The organism is Candidatus Rickettsia barbarica, assembly GCF_041477405.1.
GTDB lineage: Bacteria > Pseudomonadota > Alphaproteobacteria > Rickettsiales > Rickettsiaceae > Rickettsia > Rickettsia rickettsii.
On sequence record NZ_JBEWYL010000001.1, the window covers coordinates 389,626 to 404,782 of the forward strand.

Consider the following 15,157-nt stretch of genomic DNA (forward strand, 5'->3'; position numbering starts at 1 on the left):
ATTAAGTGCAGAAATATAATACATAGGATTGTCTAAATTTTGTTGTATTAGTTGTGATTTAATTATAAATAAAGAAACGAAAAATGTAGATTTGCATTTTACTGATAAGAGTAAACAAAAACACTTAATACCGCTTAATATTACTACTAGCGGAGGAAATGGAGTAGGATATGAATGGGATTTAATAGATGTTATAAGAAAAAATCCTGACTGGTTAGAGGATTTTCTAGGTAAAACAGCATATGAAAAATATAACGCTTTATCAGAATAGGAGAAGAAAATAGCAATTAACGGTATAGTAAGATATATAGGCAAAGGGGAATTAAAGATTAAAGACACCCCGCTTAAAATAAACCCGGAGAAAGAACATAGCAAAGATAAAGAACATGAACCTTAAAAAAACAGAGACAAAAGAAATTGACTGCTGACACTTCTTCTAGTGAAGCTGAAGCAAAAAATGAACCTAGGCAAAATATAATTGCTGCTAAGTACAATGGAAAGCTTTAAACGATCAGTCAAAAAGCAATATCTCAACTGGGAGATAACTCTATATAGAAGAAAAATCTTTATTTCCCGGGAATAAATGTGTTGCTTTCTTGCTTAAATCTCACTTGGTAAAGCTAAATCCACCTCGCTCAAAATATAGTCCGTTCCAGCTTACGGCATTTAACTCAGCCTTTAAGTTCTTTATCCTTTACATAGGTAATTGTGTTTAAGAAGTTAAGATAAGAGCTAACTTTTTGGCTTTTCCTTTTTTACAAGTCTTTTATAAAAAGGTTTAACTGCAGAATTATATCTTACAGACGTAACAGTTGCCATATATAATGCTGCCCGCATCGTTTTTCTACCACCTTTAGTTTTTCTAACCTAACACTTAAACCTGAAAAGCTTGATTTTATGCTGCGTCCACCGTTTGCTTCATTCATAAAAGTGAAAGAAATTGAAGAATGGCGCACCCGAGAGGAGTCGAACCCCTAACCTTATGATCCGTAGTCATATACTCTATCCAATTGAGCTACGGGTGCCTAAGTTTGAAGTACTTATTTCTAAGCCTTATTTCTTGTTGCTAACATACGAAGAAGCATATATAAAAGCATAGCATTTGTCAAGAAACATAGAGTGTGCTTATGTTTCTCTGAATAATAAAATATAAAAATTACAATTAATAGTTGAATTATCATATTATATATTGTATATAGAGGTTCATAAATTGATATGAGAAAAAAATGAATAAAATAAAATTCATCATAATTTACTTACTTTGGATTAATATGACTGCACAAGCAGACAATATATCAGAAAGTGCTAAAAAAAATTAGCAGTAATTAACTTTTTAAATGTTGAGGAAAAGTGGTAGAAAGGTAATGTAATAAATTGTAAGTTGGGAGAAACTTTATTAGAAGAAACAGAAAAATATAATTCTCCTAAGTTAAAGCGTTTGACTCATTGTAGTTGTTTTGCGTATGCTGCTAGTGCAGCCTTGGGGCTTCCAAATCAGTCTCTACCATCCTGAAAGCGATAAAATTTTTATACCTTACTTTATCAAATAAGCAAGCTGAGTGGCTTGAAAAAGACCGAATAAAGAACGGATGGCATTTTGTTAAAGCAGGAAATCGTGATGATAGTTTTATTCAAGCACAAAAATTTGCTAATCAAGGATATTTTGTTGTATTCGTATATAACAATGCTAATCCAAAAAGAGCAGGGCATATTGCCGTTGTAGTACCAAGTTAGTAAAGGATATAGAGAAAATAAAAAATGAAGGACCGGACACGGCTCAAGCCGGTAATATTAATTTTTCCTGTAGCTCTTTAAAAAAGGGTTTTAGGAATAAAAAAGATACATTTAAAAATAACGAAATAAAATTTTATTATTATAAAATATAACAGATATCAGTAAGGTAACCGGACAGTTTTTATTCTATGTCATTCCCGTGGGGCATTGCCTGTATGGATCGATTTCCTGTTGTCATACCGTGGCTTGACCACGGGATCCATAAATATGATAAAAAAATACTAGTATTTTTAACTGGACCCAGCAGGTACAGGCTACGGGGTGACAATGGTGGAATCGATCTACGCGGGCAATGTCTGCCTGCAGCAGCGGGCATGCCCAGTGTTTTAAGTTATTTTTTTGGATACCGTGGTCAAACCACTGTATGACACAGTGGATTTTACTGATTCATGCAACAATGTCTTGCGGGAATGACACCGATTTATGCAACAACGTCCCTGGTTTGCAGGAATGACATAATCAGTTTTTTTAGTTATTGGCTATTTTAGAGATTTATGCAACAGCATCTACTTATGAAATTTCTATGCTACCGACTAGATCCACTTGAGGAGTTTTGCTGTAGCTTGGTAAGTTATCATACACAAGATGCGCTAAGCCGGCTATTCCGTTTACTATATTCCTGCTGTATTTTCATAAGCAAATTTTGCTACTTCTATTCCTGTATAAGTCGTATTTTTTAATAACTCAAATGTGTTCTCCGGCGAATATGCAAGAGCTGTTCCAACACAAATCCCCATAGCAACTGTAGGATGAGCATAAAATCTCCATGCAGCCGTTGATATTGCTGCTTTTACAAATATTCGTATGATAATCTAATATATCAAGTATTGACAAAGTACTTAAATTCTTTATAACATTGAAAATGTTTGTATTATGAGTATCAAACTAGATTCTTACGAACAAGATATTGAAGATAATTTTGAAAAGCAGCAAAAAATTGATGATAGAAGTGAAATAGCTTTGCTTCAAAAATTTGCAAAAGCACATCTTAGTAAAAAAAGATCTGTTACTATTAGGATTGTAGAACATGACATAGAAGCAATAAAAATTAAAGCTTCTAAGTATGGTTTGCCTTATCAGCTAATTCATTCAGACCCTACTAAACTCTAAATATTATGACCAAGTATAGATATAATCATGAAAAGAACGTTAAGTTATTGAATGAGCGTGGTATAGGCTTTGAAGAAATAATACAGTCGATTGCTGATGGTAATTTATTAGATATTAAATTACATCATAATCAAGAGAAATATAAAGGTCAAAAAATTTTATATGTTCAAATGATTGCGCAAGTATATGCAGTACTTTATATAAAAGGTGATAAAGATGCTATTTTCCTTAACATTTTATTTCCTAGCAGAAAAGCAAAAAAGGAATTTTTAAAAAATAAGAAATAATATATGCATTTTATAGAAGAATTTATAAATAAAGGATATTTCCATCAATGTACCGATTTGGATCGGTTAACTGCTATAACGAAAGAAACAAAAATAGCTGCGTATATAGGTTTTGACTGTACTGCTACATCACTCCATATCGGTAGTTTAATGCAGATAATGATTCTGCGATTGCTTCAGCAGCACGGGCATAAGCCTATTGTAATTATCGGCGGCGGTACGAGTAAAATCGGTGATCCTACTTGGAAAGATGAAGTGCGCAAAATTTTAAGCAAAGAAGATATAGCTAAAAATGCCGAAGGTATTAAAAAATCTTTGTCGAAGTTTATCAAATTCGGTGACGGTAAAAGTGATGCTATTATGCTGGATAACGCAGAGTGGTTAGATTCGTTCAATTATCTAGATTTTCTACGGGATTTCGGTAGCTATTTCTCAGTAAACCGTATGCTGACTATGGATTCGGTAAAACTAAGGCTTGAGCGTGAGCAGCATTTAAGCTTCTTAGAATTTAACTATATGTTATTGCAGGCCTATGATTTTTACTATTTAAGCAAGCATTACAATTGCAGCTTGCAGCTTGGCGGTAGTGATCAGTGGGGCAATATCGTAATGGGAGCGGATTTAATTCGTAAAATAAGTGGCAAAGAAGTATTCGGTATGACGACACCGCTACTTACGACTAGCTCTGGTGCTAAGATGGGCAAGACTGCTGCGGGAGCGGTATGGCTTAATGAAGATTTGTTAAGCCCGTATGATTATTACCAATATTGGCGTAACTGCGAAGATGCCGACATAGTTAGATTTGCCACATTATATAGCGAGTTCACTCAAGAAGAGCTTAATAGGTTTGAGAGTTTAGCGGCAGAAGATATTAATGCAGCTAAAAAACAGCTTGCTTATGAGCTAACTAAGCGTTGTCACTCGGAGCAGGCAGCAAAATCAGCTCTAGAAACTGCAGTAAAGATATTTGAAGAAGGACAAATCGATGAGAATTTACCTACCGTTGTTTTAGAGCAGGAAGTATTACAAGCAGGTATTAGTGCATATGAATTATTTCATGAAGCAGGGCTTGTTACTTCTAAATCGGAAGCACGCAAGCTTATAAGAGGGAATGGTGCTAAGATAAATGATAGATTAGTCGAAGATGAAAATATGATAATTAACACTAATTTCTTACTCGATAAAAAAGTTATAAAGCTCTCTGCCGGTAAGAAAAGACATATATTGGTTAGGGTTTGAATATTTTTCTAGATTACCATGTTCCCTTCAGTTGCAGCATTATTGTATGGCTCAAATATATTATGTCTAATTGAAACTTACAGTTTCAATTAGACAAATTGTATATTGTCTATCTAATGGGCCCTTATAACATAAGTTCAATTCAAATTTAAACAGTAATGACTAAAATAAGGCTTGATAAATATTTGCTGCAAAAAGGTTTTGTAACAGATATTACCATAGCACGAAGTTTGATTATCCAAGGTAAAGTACATAATAAGCATGAGCAGTTAATTAAGCCTGGGATACAGGTTAATATAAATGACACCGACATTAAGGTAAAGCTACCGCAGCATAATTATGTTTCAAGAGGGGCATTAAAATTAATTGCCGCTTTGGATTATTTTAAAATTGATCCCGAAAATTTAGTTTGTATTGATATCGGTAGTAGCACCGGTGGTTTTACAGAAGTGTTACTTGAGCGTAAAGCAAAATTAATTTTTGCCGTAGATGTCGGTTATGGCGAACTTCATCCTAAATTACGCGACAATCCACACATTAAGGTGCTTGAGAAGACTAATGCACGATATTTAACCGATAAACAAATAATAACGAAGCCTGATTTAATTGTTTGCGATGCCAGCTTTATTAGTTTAACTACTATATTACCGACTGTACTAAATTTAGTTAAAGAAGATTGCATGCTTATTGCTTTAATAAAACCGCAGTTTGAGGTCGAAAAGCATGAAGTAGAGCAGGGAGGAGTTATTAAAAATCCTCTCTTACATCAAAAAGTATGCGATAAAATCAAAGATTGGCTTAAGAAAGAGCATAATTTTAAAATATTCGGTATAATAGCAAGTCCAATACTAGGAGCTAAGGGGAATCAAGAGTTTTTAATATGCGGAAAAAGAAAAACGCTTATTTTTCTATAGTTTATCCTTAATTTGAATTGTTTTAGTAATCATTGCATCTTCTAATGTATAATTATTCAATGTTTTTATAAATGCTTCACTTGCTTCTTTAATAAAATGTTTAAATTGGCATGAATTTGTAATTTTGCAGCTATTAGTATGTTTATTGAAACATTCTACTATATCCATATTAGGTTCTAATTTTTCTATTATATCTCCCAACTTTATGGAAGAAGGGCTAAATGCTAGCTTAATTCCTCCTCCTTTTCCTTTACTACTATTAATATATCCTAATTGTGCTAATCTATGAATCACTTTTATCAAATGATTAAGGGAAATATTATGGTACTCTGATATCTCTTTTACACTACAAATTCTTTCCGGTTTTGAAGCAAGATATATAAGGCTACGTAATCCGTAGTCGGTAAAACTTGTTAACTGCATAAAAATTTTATTTATTTTTACCTTGAATATACAAAAAAATGTCTATATAAGTCTAGTTACTATAATATGTATTTTAAACGCATATTTATAGTAAAGGTTATATTATTCAAAAAGGAGTAATTATGTCTAGAACAACTATAGTGAGAGAAATAAGAAAAACTGCGGAGCTATTTAAGAATTTTGATATTACTAAATCTTTAAATTTTTATGGAAATTTAGCAACTAAATATGAAGCAGTGGTAAATGAATTTTTTAATAGTAAGGGTTTTAATACTGAAAAACCTGAGAAAGGAATACAGCTAAATGCAATGAAAAATTTTTTAAATCTTACCGGCAGTAGTATTCTAAAGGTTTTAAGTGCATATAGCGAAACAGATGAAGTAGGTCTTTTAGAAGTGATCCAATCCAAGCATTAGAGAATGATCATAAATGTAAAAGGGCGGTATCAAAAATTGTTGGTATACATGTAGGGCGTAATATTCTTTCAGAGTTATATCAACCTGTTGCTGAAGAGCTTATATCAAATGTAGATGAGGGTAACAAGCTGGTAACCGAAATATATTAATATAGTAGGAAAGCATTTTGTAAGTGCTGAAAAGAAGCAATATGATGAATTAAAAGCAAAGTATAATATAGCGAGTTTTGAAAGTCATAAAATAAAAATCGAAATAGAAAGTGCTGAACAAAAAGTAATACCGCACAAACATAGGCAAATTATTACTGTTAAAGTAGGAGAAAGATACAGTGAATTTACAGTTATAAAAACCGGTCATGATGAAGAAGGTCATTATTATGAATACTTAATAAAGAAAAATCCTAATGGAACTGTAACAAATTATCTATTTGATTCTGAAAATCATCTGGTAAAAGTACACCCTTCATATATTGAATCGGATATAGAAAACAATAAAGATCTCGTTCTTATCAGCGGCGGGGTCGGGAGCAAGCCATTCTATTTCTAGAATTAATAGTATAACAAATGAAGAAAATGTTAAGCTTTCCGCCGTTATGCACATTATTCACTCTACTAGAAATAAAAACAGTGATACATTTCAATTAGATGCAGCTGTAAAAAAATTAACTGATATGGCAGCAATATGTGATACTGAAATTCATTATAAATTTTATACTCAAGATAGTTATAATAATATTAATGAGAACGATAATATACATTATCATACCGGTAGAATAGCTGAAGAATTTTTATTAGGCCTTTTAAAAGGTGAAACTGATGAAATTTGTGCTCCTCATTCTTTTAACGATCATGTGCAGCATATATTAGAAGCGAAAATGGGGGTTATGTGTATACTCAGATTCATGTAGAAGTATTTTGTTCATCAGGAGGAGACTATGATCCATCTCTAAGCAGACCAGAGGGATTATCGAGTATTTGCCCCTTTATGAATATGTAGTTTTACAAAAATATAAAGTTAAATATTGCTTATATATTCTAATTAGTGTATTTTCGTTACGGATAAGCATTATAAAAATTATAGATAGGTGGGTTTATCCCACCTTTTTTGTTATAAATATCAAATATGCAAACTATTGAACAACAAATAGCAAAAGTAATAGAAGAATCCTTGACAGATATGGGGTTTGAGTTAGTTCTTGTGAAGTTTAAAGGTGTTAACCCTAAAGTAGTCGAGATATTGATTGATAGCTTAAACAGCGAAAAAATATCTGTGGAAGATTGTACTAAAGCAAGTAGGACTATCTCCGCTATTCTAGATGTTGAAGATTTAATAGAAGCTGCATATTCTTTAGAGGTAGCATCAAGCGGTCTTGAACGTCCGGTAGTAAAGTTTGAAAATTATAATAGATTTTTAGAAAGAGAAGTTAAAATCACACTTAAAGAATTATTGAACGGCAAAACTCGTTATCAGGGTAAAATAATTAAAGCCGAAAATAATAAAATATATTTAAAATGTGAAGAACAAGAAGTACTAATTGATTATGATTTAATTAAAAATGCTAATCTAGTTTTAACTGAAGAAGTATTTAAAAAATTGCTAAAGCAATAAGAGATAATGTATGTCTAATATAGGTAATGTAGAAATTTTACAAATTATAGATTCTGTAGCTCGTGAGAAAGGAATATCAAAAGAAATTTTGATTTCAACGGTTGAACAAGCGGTACAAGCAGCAGGACGAAAAAAATACGGTAATGAATATAATATTAAAGCTCAGATAAATAGGAAAACCGGTGAGATAAATCTTTTCAGGATCTTAAAAATAGTAGAAGATGTAGAAGATTACTTAACGCAAATCTCACTTGAAGAAGCTTTAATAAAGAATCCGGAAGCTAAAATCGGTGATGAGATATATGAATATTTACCGCCGATTGATCATGCTAGAGTATCAGCTCAAGCTGCAAAACAAGTTATAACGCAACGTGTTATAGAAGCTGAACGTGAAAAACAATATCATGACTTTAAAGATAGAAAAGGCGAAATTATAAATGGGATAGTTAAGAGAATAGAATACGGTGATATAATAGTTGACCTGAGTCGTGCTGAAGCAATAATAAAAAAAGATCAATTAATTAAGGGTGAGAATTTTAAACCTAATGATCGTATAAAAGCATATGTACAGGATGTAAGGCAAGAAACAAAAGGACCGCAGATTTTCTTGTCTAGAGTAGATAACCAGATGCTAGTTAAGCTATTTAAGCTAGAAGTACCTGAAATTCTTGAATCTATTATTCAAATAAAATCAGTAGCACGTGATCCCGGTTCAAAAGCAAAAATAGCAGTATTTGCTTCGGATAGTAGTATAGATCCCGTAGGCTCATGCGTAGGTATTAGAGGTAATAGAGTAAAAGCCGTAACAAATGAATTAAACGGAGAGAAAATTGATATAGTATTATGGAGTAATGATCTTGCACAGTTTATAGTTAATGCTCTTGCACCGCTTGCACCTGGGGAAATCACAAAAATTTTGATTGATGAGGATAGGCATAAGGTAGAAGTAGTAGTTTCGCAAGAAAATCAAAGTATTGCAATAGGTAGAAGAGGGCAGAATGTGCGTTTAGCTTCTCAGCTTACAGGTTGGAATATCGATATAATGACCGAAGAGCAAGAATCAAAAAGAAGAAATGAAGAGTTCTTAACTTCTACGGCATTATTTATGGAAGCTTTAGATGTTGAAGAAGTTATAGGTCAGCTTTTATCGGTAACGGGATTTAATTCAGTAGAACAAATTGCTAGTAGTGAGATTAGTACTTTAACAAGAATTGAAGGCTTTGAGGAAGAACTTGCCGTAGAGATTAAAAATCGAGCTATTAATTACGTCGACCTTAAGAATGAAAAGATTATCAAAAAGCTAGAGGATCTAGGAGTTGAGCAAGAATTAATAGATATATTAGAATTATCGCTTGAATTAATATTACAATTTGCCGAATATGGTATAAAGACCATAGAAGATTTAGGAGAGATGAGTGTAAATGAATTTAAAAATTTAGCTCCAAATTCTAATATAACGGACGAAAATATTAAATTGCTGATTAAAACTGCTAGACAGCATGGTGTATTGAAGGATAGTTAGTGGGTTGAATGTAGGGTGTATATATCATTCCTGCGAAAGCAAGCATCCAGAATAAATAGCTTAGTAATTAGGGCGTCCTTGAAAAATAAACCTATAAAAATAAGTTTTTTTTATAAATTTTAGTGGATTCCCGCTTTCGCGGGAATGACATAAACGAGCCATGCGAGCAACGCCGCTTTTAGTTAGGAATGACATAATCAAGTAGTAGACGGAAAAAAACAGAAACACAAAGGTTTTAAATATGACGGATAACCAGGAAATCAAACCCAAAAAGTTGACACTTGGCAATTCAAAATTATCGCTTAATAAGTCTTTTGACTCTCTTACAGGAGCTCAAAGCTTTGTTAATGCTAAATCTAAAACGCTAGTAGAAGTTAGAAAAAGCTCTACCGGTAGTGCTACTACCCTTTCATTAAATAAAGAAAGGAATAGTTTAGATCAAATTGTTATTGATGCTAATAAGGAAGAATTTAACAGACGTTTATCTATTCTTAAAAAAGCTGCTGAGCAATCTCAATTCAATGACCCTTCAAAAATAAGCACTTTAAGCAAACTTGCAAGTATTAACCAGTCTGCTAACTCAAAAATAGAACCGCTAGAAACTGATAAAGAAGTTGAACAAAAACAGCAAAATACCGAAGAAAATAAAGTAGAAGTTAGTGCTAAAATCGTTCAAGATGATGAAGATATACCGTCACAAATACCTAAAAAGAAAGAAGAAACTTTTGTAAAGTCTCCTTTAGTAGGAATGCGAACACGTTACGGTATAGAATCAGAGAAAGAATTAGATAAAACAGCAGAGAGTAAAATAATAGCACCAAAAATTAAGCTAGAAGAGCCAAAAAAATTCAAAAAAGTCGATCTTTTCAATATGCTTAGCGACGACGAAAGCGGCAGCGGTAGAACTAGAAGTCTTGCTGCTATAAAAAGAGCTAGAGAAAAAGAAAAGCGTAAATTAGTATCACAAGCACCTGAGAAAGTATATAGAGAAGTAACGATCCCGGAAGCTATCGGAGTCGGCGATCTTGCAAATGCTATGTCTGAAAGAGTGGCTGATGTAATTAAAGAATTAATGAAACTCGGTATTCTTGCAAATGCTAGCCAAACAATAGATGCCGATACGGCAGAACTAGTTGCAACAAATTTAGGGCATACGGTAACAAGAGTCCAAGAGTCAGATGTTGAAAATGTTTTAATTAGTGATGATAAGGTTGAGGATTTAAGAACGCGTGCTCCGGTTGTGACGGTAATGGGTCATGTCGATCATGGTAAAACCTCATTGCTTGACTCTCTTAAGTCTACAGATATTGCTGCAGGTGAGCTAGGCGGAATTACACAACATATTGGGGCTTATAGAGTAACTCTTGCAGACGGTAGAGCAATTACTTTTATTGATACTCCGGGGCATGAAGCTTTTTCAGAAATGCGGTCAAGAGGTGCTAAAGTAACGGATATAGTTATTATAGTGGTCGCAGCAGATGATGGAATCAAAACACAAACGGTTGAGGCAATTAATCATGCGAAAGCAGCGGGCGTTCCTATAATTGTAGCTATTAATAAGATTGATAAGCCTGATATTGATATTGAGCGTGTAAAGAACGAATTATATGTCCATGAAATTATCGGCGAAGAGGCAGGTGGTGAAGTTATGATTATTCCTATCTCAGCACTAAAGAAAATTAACTTAGATAAACTTGAAGAAGCAATTTTATTAATTGCAGAAATGCAGGATTTAAAGGCAAATCCTTTCGGTTTAGCTGCCGGTGTTGTAATCGAGTCAAAAATTGAACAAGGAAGAGGAACGCTAACCACTATATTAGTGCAGCGAGGTACCTTAAGAAACAGTGATATTATAATAGCTGGTATTGCTTACGGTAAAGTTAAAAAGATGACTAATGATAAGGGACTAGAAATAGTAGAAGCAACTCCGTCTGTTCCTGTAGAAATTCAGGGGTTAAATGAAGTGCCTTTTGCCGGTGATAAATTTAACGTAGTACAAAATGAGAAACAAGCAAAAGATATAGCCGAATATAGAATGCGTCTTGCTAAAGAAAAAAAAATATCTATTGCACCGCGTTCAAGTTTAGAAGAGTTGTTTTTAAAAGCTTCCGGTAATAGTAAAATTAAGGAATTACCTTTAATTATTAAAGGTGATGTTCAAGGCTCGGTTGAAGCTATTTCAGGTAGCTTATTAAAATTACCGAGTGATGAGATAAAGCTTCGTATACTTCATAGCGGCGTAGGTCCGATAACGGAATCCGATGTATCTCTTGCACATGCTTCTTCGGCTATTATTGTCGGCTTTAACGTTAGAGCAGGGGCAAATGCCTTAACTGCCGCAGAAAAAGAAAAAGTCGATATTCGATATTATAGTATAATATATCATTTAATTGATGATATAAAAGCCATTATGAGCGGTATGCTTGATCCGATCGTTAGAGAGCAGTATATCGGAAGCGCAGAAATTAGACAAATATTTAATATTACCAAAGTTGGCAAAATCGCAGGTAGTTATGTAACTAAAGGGATTATTAAGAAAGGAGCGGGCGTACGCTTATTACGTGATAATGTAGTCATGTATGAAGGAAAACTCAACACTTTAAAACGCTTTAAAGATGAAGTTAAAGAAGTTAGAGAAGGATATGAGTGTGGTATAGCATTTGAAAATTACCAAGATATTAGAGAAGGAGACACAGTTGAAGTTTTTGAGCTAATTCAAGAACAAAGACAATTATAATATACTCGTTGAACTTCAAAAATTGGCTACATTATCATACAGGTACTGCGGCGTTGTTGCATGGATACTACTAAATCGTCATTGCGAGTAGTTGTAGACTGCATGGCAATCTCATGAAATAATAACAAACTCCTGAGATTGCTTCGTAATTTCCTCGCAATGACGAAAAGTTAGAACCACGCAACAATGCCCTGCTTTCGCGGGCATGACATTTAGTAGAATATCCCTTTTTAATAAATTAATCAATTTTAAGTAACTAACACACCTAAAAGTAAAGTTTTTTCAGTACATTTAGTTCATCATTAAAAACAGTTTATGATTTCGGAGTAAAGAGTTTTAATTTTATAAAAAATACATCTAGTATTCTTTCTTCTAAAGTTGCTGAAACTTTTAATTTTGTGAGTAATAAAGTTTTTTCTTATTTAAATAATAACGCTGAAGAAACATTTAATCTCTTAGATCAACTAGAAACTCTGCCTGATAATGAGTTAGTAGAAGCAATTTTAAACACGTCTGAAAATGTATTAGATGAAGTTTTTGAAAAGATAACATATAAAAAATTGGTAGAATTAATAAATAATATTTCCGATGAACAAGCACAAAAATTAGTTCATTATATTTTGCCGGAGCATTTTGAAAAATTAATGCAATTTATTCCAGTAGATAAATTAAATACATATATGGATACTATCCTTTCTTTAGAAAAGCTTACCGAGCAGGCACTAAAAAAATTATCAGATGAGGATATTTCTGATGAACAGCTTGAAAATATAATTATTTTAGCAGGAGAAGAAAAGCTTGCAGAAAATTTTGATATTATTCCAAATAAAAATTTAGTAAGAATCATGAGCCATATTTCAAATGATAAGCTAGCACCAATAATTTCGCACGCCTCAGATGAAAGTCTAGTAAGAATCATTGATATTATTGACTCGGATAATCATGATTTATCGAAATCATTAGTTGGGCAAATAATAGCCTTAATACACGACAAGAAGTGTGTAAAGCAAGAATCAGGTGCAGTATCTGATAGTGATTCTGGATTCTTTGATTATGAAGATAAAATAAAAGTATCAGACAATCAAGTAGAACACTCCAATAGTGATTTTACTATGAAATTACCTTATAATTTTGGAGTCTTGAATTATGAAGATGATGTAGTATACTTATAATAAAGCTCTTATGTCATTTCGTTGATTATAGAAATCCAGTAAATGGATTCCTACTTTTCACTAGGAATGGCATAATTGATTGCGATTTTAGCATCAGGAGGGCGTATGTATAGTGGTTCGATAGAGCTATTTAATTTTACATCGCTCGACAATCTACTAGCAATATATCTACAGGTAACCCAAGCTTTAACTCGTGCAAAACGTGGCAAGGTTATTATATTTGGCAAATGCATAATTTGGTGATATATAAATTCAAGTCCGCTACCGCAACAAACTATATGCCCTTTCTCATTTGTAAGCAGTTGTATAGCATACTCGAAATCTATCAATAACGGCTCTTCTATTTGTCCTGATTTATGAAAAACTTGCATATAAAGCTGTGAGCGATAAGCGTTTAAAAAGACATATATTTTATCATAATCTGTAACTTGAGTTATGGCTCTAAAATAAGCATATTCAAAATTGCTAACCGCTACTGCTTTAATATTCTCCTTGGAAAATAATATACCTTTAGCACTAGCAAGTCCTATTCTAATGCCGGTAAAGCTACCGGGTCCGTTAGTTACCGCTAAATAATCTAAATCATCATATGAACATTTAGCTGATTTCATCACGTCTTCTATCATCGGTATTAGATTTTCTGCTTGCATAGAAGGACGTAATTCTTCTATATATGCAAGGATATTCTCATTTTCGGATATTGCTACCGATGCAGTATTATTGGCTGTGTCAAATGCTAGTATTTTCATAGATTATTATTTGAATAAGTCACTATGTGTACCGGTATGTATATAGATAGTGTACCGGGAAATTTTTGAAAAGCCCTTATGTCATTCCTGTGAAAGCAAAAATGACATGGAATAAAATAGTAGAGGTTTGCAGAATCATATTAAATTAAGCTTTTTATACATTTCTTTATACGCAGAATATTTATTAATATTTAAACCTTTTGCTGATTCTTCTAATATTTTTATTGATTCTGCATTTAATGCTTTTTCCTGTGTTATTTTATGATATATCGCTTCTCTTACAAAATTCATAATAGTATCATTTTTATGTGCAGTGTGAACTTTAAGAAAATGATGTAATTCGTTTGGTATATCTATGCTTAGTCTAGTCATATGACATACTTATTTAAGTAATTACTTAAGTAAGTATATCATAAAATAAGAAAAATAAAAGTAAAAATATAGTCTCTAAAAATTATTTAAAGTATATTCAATAAAAGTTTGGCGTGCTTCAACCTGTCTATTATTATGAAATAAATATCTATTAAAAAAATAGTTTGTTAGAGCTAAAGCTTGCCGTTTTTCTTCTAATGTAATCTCACTATTATCTGAAAGTAAAAATCTTGGTAACATCAATAATTTATCTTTATAAGGTTTTCCTACTTCATATGATAATGCTCTAGCTGATTTAGGTGATACATAGATTAAATCAGTTGTAACATGGCTCACGCCGCATTTGGTAAGATCAAGCTTATAACCCGTCTCGGCAAGTAAAGCTAGCTCAAAATTAATATAATCACGAAAACAAAAATTCTTTGATAAATTATCTAAATAGTTAATTAGAAATGAAAAAAATTTAGAATGTTCTTCTCTTTCATGAAATAACTCTTTGATTAAAGCTATAACGGAATTAAAGGCATATAATTTAGCTTTATTTGTGATAAAATAACCGGTGTAAGATTTAATGAGTTCACATTTAGCCATGCCAATATGTTCATGTAATCTTGCCTGCCAAAGAAAATCTATAATATTCCCTTCTTGATATATAAGTTTACTTTTTTTAGAAAATTCTTTTACAACTCCCGAATATAAACCATGATTTTTAGTAAAAACCGTAATAATAAATGTATTTTCTTTCAAAGGTTTTTTAGCAATTATTACTCCTATATCTTTGATATTCATGGTTTTTTATTAAATTTTTGTCATT

Annotated in this window: 14 protein-coding genes, 1 tRNA gene and 3 pseudogenes; 11 read left to right on the plus strand and 7 right to left on the minus strand. The window is 32.4% G+C overall.

Annotated features, from left to right (window positions below; all coding sequences use genetic code 11):
* Positions 1-28 precede the first annotated feature (28 nt).
* Positions 29-507, plus strand: a pseudogene (locus ABVF33_RS02300) (hypothetical protein).
* A 225-nt stretch (positions 508-732) separates the two neighbouring features.
* Here the strand turns inward: ABVF33_RS02300 and ABVF33_RS02305 are convergent.
* The 3 genes and pseudogenes from ABVF33_RS02305 to ABVF33_RS02315 form a co-directional block, all read right to left on the minus strand.
* Positions 733-837 (minus strand): hypothetical protein, encoded by a 105-nt coding sequence (locus tag ABVF33_RS02305; RefSeq protein WP_499706085.1) that lies wholly within the window; start codon positions 835-837, stop codon positions 733-735.
* A 111-nt stretch (positions 838-948) separates the two neighbouring features.
* Positions 949-1,025 (minus strand) — tRNA-Arg (locus ABVF33_RS02310).
* 1,279 nt (positions 1,026-2,304) lie between these two features.
* Positions 2,305-2,600 (minus strand): annotated as a pseudogene (locus ABVF33_RS02315) (hypothetical protein).
* Between the two features lie 67 nt (positions 2,601-2,667).
* Between ABVF33_RS02315 and ABVF33_RS02320 the strand changes: the two are divergent.
* The 4 genes from ABVF33_RS02320 (at position 2,668) to ABVF33_RS02335 (ending at position 5,344) form a co-directional block, all read left to right on the plus strand.
* The gene (locus ABVF33_RS02320; RefSeq protein ID WP_499706086.1) at positions 2,668-2,904 is read left to right on the plus strand and encodes a CopG family antitoxin; all 237 of its coding nucleotides are present in this window, start codon (positions 2,668-2,670) and stop codon (positions 2,902-2,904) included.
* Between the two features lie 5 nt (positions 2,905-2,909).
* Positions 2,910-3,191 carry a hypothetical protein gene (locus ABVF33_RS02325; RefSeq protein WP_499706087.1) on the plus strand — a complete coding sequence of 94 codons (282 nt, stop codon included), beginning with the start codon at positions 2,910-2,912 and terminating at the stop codon, positions 3,189-3,191.
* A 3-nt stretch (positions 3,192-3,194) separates the two neighbouring features.
* A complete protein-coding gene (gene tyrS / locus ABVF33_RS02330; protein ID WP_499706088.1) occupies positions 3,195-4,430 on the plus strand; it encodes a tyrosine--tRNA ligase in 1,236 nt (411 codons plus the stop codon).
* Positions 4,431-4,588: 158 nt separating this feature from the next.
* Entirely contained in the window at positions 4,589-5,344 is a 756-nt protein-coding gene (locus ABVF33_RS02335) for a TlyA family RNA methyltransferase (RefSeq protein WP_499706089.1), read from the plus strand.
* On the opposite strand, the gene ABVF33_RS02340 is transcribed toward ABVF33_RS02335, so the two are convergent.
* Positions 5,339-5,767 carry an Rrf2 family transcriptional regulator gene (locus ABVF33_RS02340; RefSeq protein ID WP_499706090.1) on the minus strand — a complete coding sequence of 143 codons (429 nt, stop codon included), beginning with the start codon at positions 5,765-5,767 and terminating at the stop codon, positions 5,339-5,341. The genes ABVF33_RS02335 and ABVF33_RS02340 overlap by 6 nt on opposite strands.
* Positions 5,768-5,889: 122 nt before the next feature.
* Here ABVF33_RS02340 and ABVF33_RS02345 point away from each other — a divergent pair, with 122 nt between their 5' ends.
* The 6 genes and pseudogenes from ABVF33_RS02345 to srfC form a co-directional block, all read left to right on the plus strand.
* On the plus strand, positions 5,890-6,183 hold the full coding sequence (locus tag ABVF33_RS02345; protein ID WP_499706091.1) for a hypothetical protein: 294 nt from the start codon (positions 5,890-5,892) through the stop codon (positions 6,181-6,183).
* A gap of 592 nt (positions 6,184-6,775) precedes the next feature.
* A complete protein-coding gene (locus ABVF33_RS02350) occupies positions 6,776-7,090 on the plus strand; it encodes a ferredoxin reductase domain-containing protein (RefSeq protein WP_499706092.1) in 315 nt (104 codons plus the stop codon).
* A gap of 215 nt (positions 7,091-7,305) precedes the next feature.
* Positions 7,306-7,791, plus strand: coding sequence for a ribosome maturation factor RimP (gene rimP, locus ABVF33_RS02355; RefSeq protein ID WP_499706093.1), 486 nt, complete (start codon positions 7,306-7,308; stop codon positions 7,789-7,791).
* Between the two features lie 10 nt (positions 7,792-7,801).
* A complete protein-coding gene (gene nusA, locus ABVF33_RS02360) occupies positions 7,802-9,313 on the plus strand; it encodes a transcription termination factor NusA (protein WP_499706094.1) in 1,512 nt (503 codons plus the stop codon).
* Positions 9,314-9,554: 241 nt separating this feature from the next.
* Positions 9,555-12,050: a translation initiation factor IF-2 gene (gene infB, locus ABVF33_RS02365; protein ID WP_499706095.1), complete on the plus strand. Its 2,496-nt coding sequence runs from the start codon at positions 9,555-9,557 to the stop codon at positions 12,048-12,050.
* 252 nt (positions 12,051-12,302) lie between these two features.
* Positions 12,303-13,222, plus strand: a pseudogene (gene srfC, locus ABVF33_RS02370) (SrfC family effector protein); the annotation flags it as partial.
* 50 nt (positions 13,223-13,272) lie between these two features.
* Here srfC and tsaB read toward each other — a convergent pair.
* From tsaB to recO, 3 genes are all read right to left on the minus strand, one after another.
* Positions 13,273-13,971: a tRNA (adenosine(37)-N6)-threonylcarbamoyltransferase complex dimerization subunit type 1 TsaB gene (tsaB, locus tag ABVF33_RS02375; protein ID WP_499706096.1), complete on the minus strand. Its 699-nt coding sequence runs from the start codon at positions 13,969-13,971 to the stop codon at positions 13,273-13,275.
* Positions 13,972-14,106: 135 nt separating this feature from the next.
* Positions 14,107-14,343 (minus strand): hypothetical protein, encoded by a 237-nt coding sequence (locus ABVF33_RS02380; RefSeq protein WP_499706097.1) that lies wholly within the window; start codon positions 14,341-14,343, stop codon positions 14,107-14,109.
* 75 nt (positions 14,344-14,418) lie between these two features.
* On the minus strand, positions 14,419-15,132 hold the full coding sequence (gene recO / locus ABVF33_RS02385) for a DNA repair protein RecO (protein ID WP_499706098.1): 714 nt from the start codon (positions 15,130-15,132) through the stop codon (positions 14,419-14,421).
* Between the last annotated feature and the right edge of the window lie 25 nt (positions 15,133-15,157).

Coding starts and splice junctions, on each gene's coding strand:
- ABVF33_RS02305 (WP_499706085.1), bottom strand. CDS start 837: ATGCGGGCAGCATTATATATGGCAACTGTTACGTCTGTAAGATATAAT.
- ABVF33_RS02320 (WP_499706086.1), top strand. CDS start 2,668: ATGAGTATCAAACTAGATTCTTACGAACAAGATATTGAAGATAATTTT.
- ABVF33_RS02325 (WP_499706087.1), top strand. CDS start 2,910: ATGACCAAGTATAGATATAATCATGAAAAGAACGTTAAGTTATTGAAT.
- tyrS (WP_499706088.1), top strand. CDS start 3,195: ATGCATTTTATAGAAGAATTTATAAATAAAGGATATTTCCATCAATGT.
- ABVF33_RS02335 (WP_499706089.1), top strand. CDS start 4,589: ATGACTAAAATAAGGCTTGATAAATATTTGCTGCAAAAAGGTTTTGTA.
- ABVF33_RS02340 (WP_499706090.1), bottom strand. CDS start 5,767: ATGCAGTTAACAAGTTTTACCGACTACGGATTACGTAGCCTTATATAT.
- ABVF33_RS02345 (WP_499706091.1), top strand. CDS start 5,890: ATGTCTAGAACAACTATAGTGAGAGAAATAAGAAAAACTGCGGAGCTA.
- ABVF33_RS02350 (WP_499706092.1), top strand. CDS start 6,776: ATGCACATTATTCACTCTACTAGAAATAAAAACAGTGATACATTTCAA.
- rimP (WP_499706093.1), top strand. CDS start 7,306: ATGCAAACTATTGAACAACAAATAGCAAAAGTAATAGAAGAATCCTTG.
- nusA (WP_499706094.1), top strand. CDS start 7,802: ATGTCTAATATAGGTAATGTAGAAATTTTACAAATTATAGATTCTGTA.
- infB (WP_499706095.1), top strand. CDS start 9,555: ATGACGGATAACCAGGAAATCAAACCCAAAAAGTTGACACTTGGCAAT.
- tsaB (WP_499706096.1), bottom strand. CDS start 13,971: ATGAAAATACTAGCATTTGACACAGCCAATAATACTGCATCGGTAGCA.
- ABVF33_RS02380 (WP_499706097.1), bottom strand. CDS start 14,343: ATGACTAGACTAAGCATAGATATACCAAACGAATTACATCATTTTCTT.
- recO (WP_499706098.1), bottom strand. CDS start 15,132: ATGAATATCAAAGATATAGGAGTAATAATTGCTAAAAAACCTTTGAAA.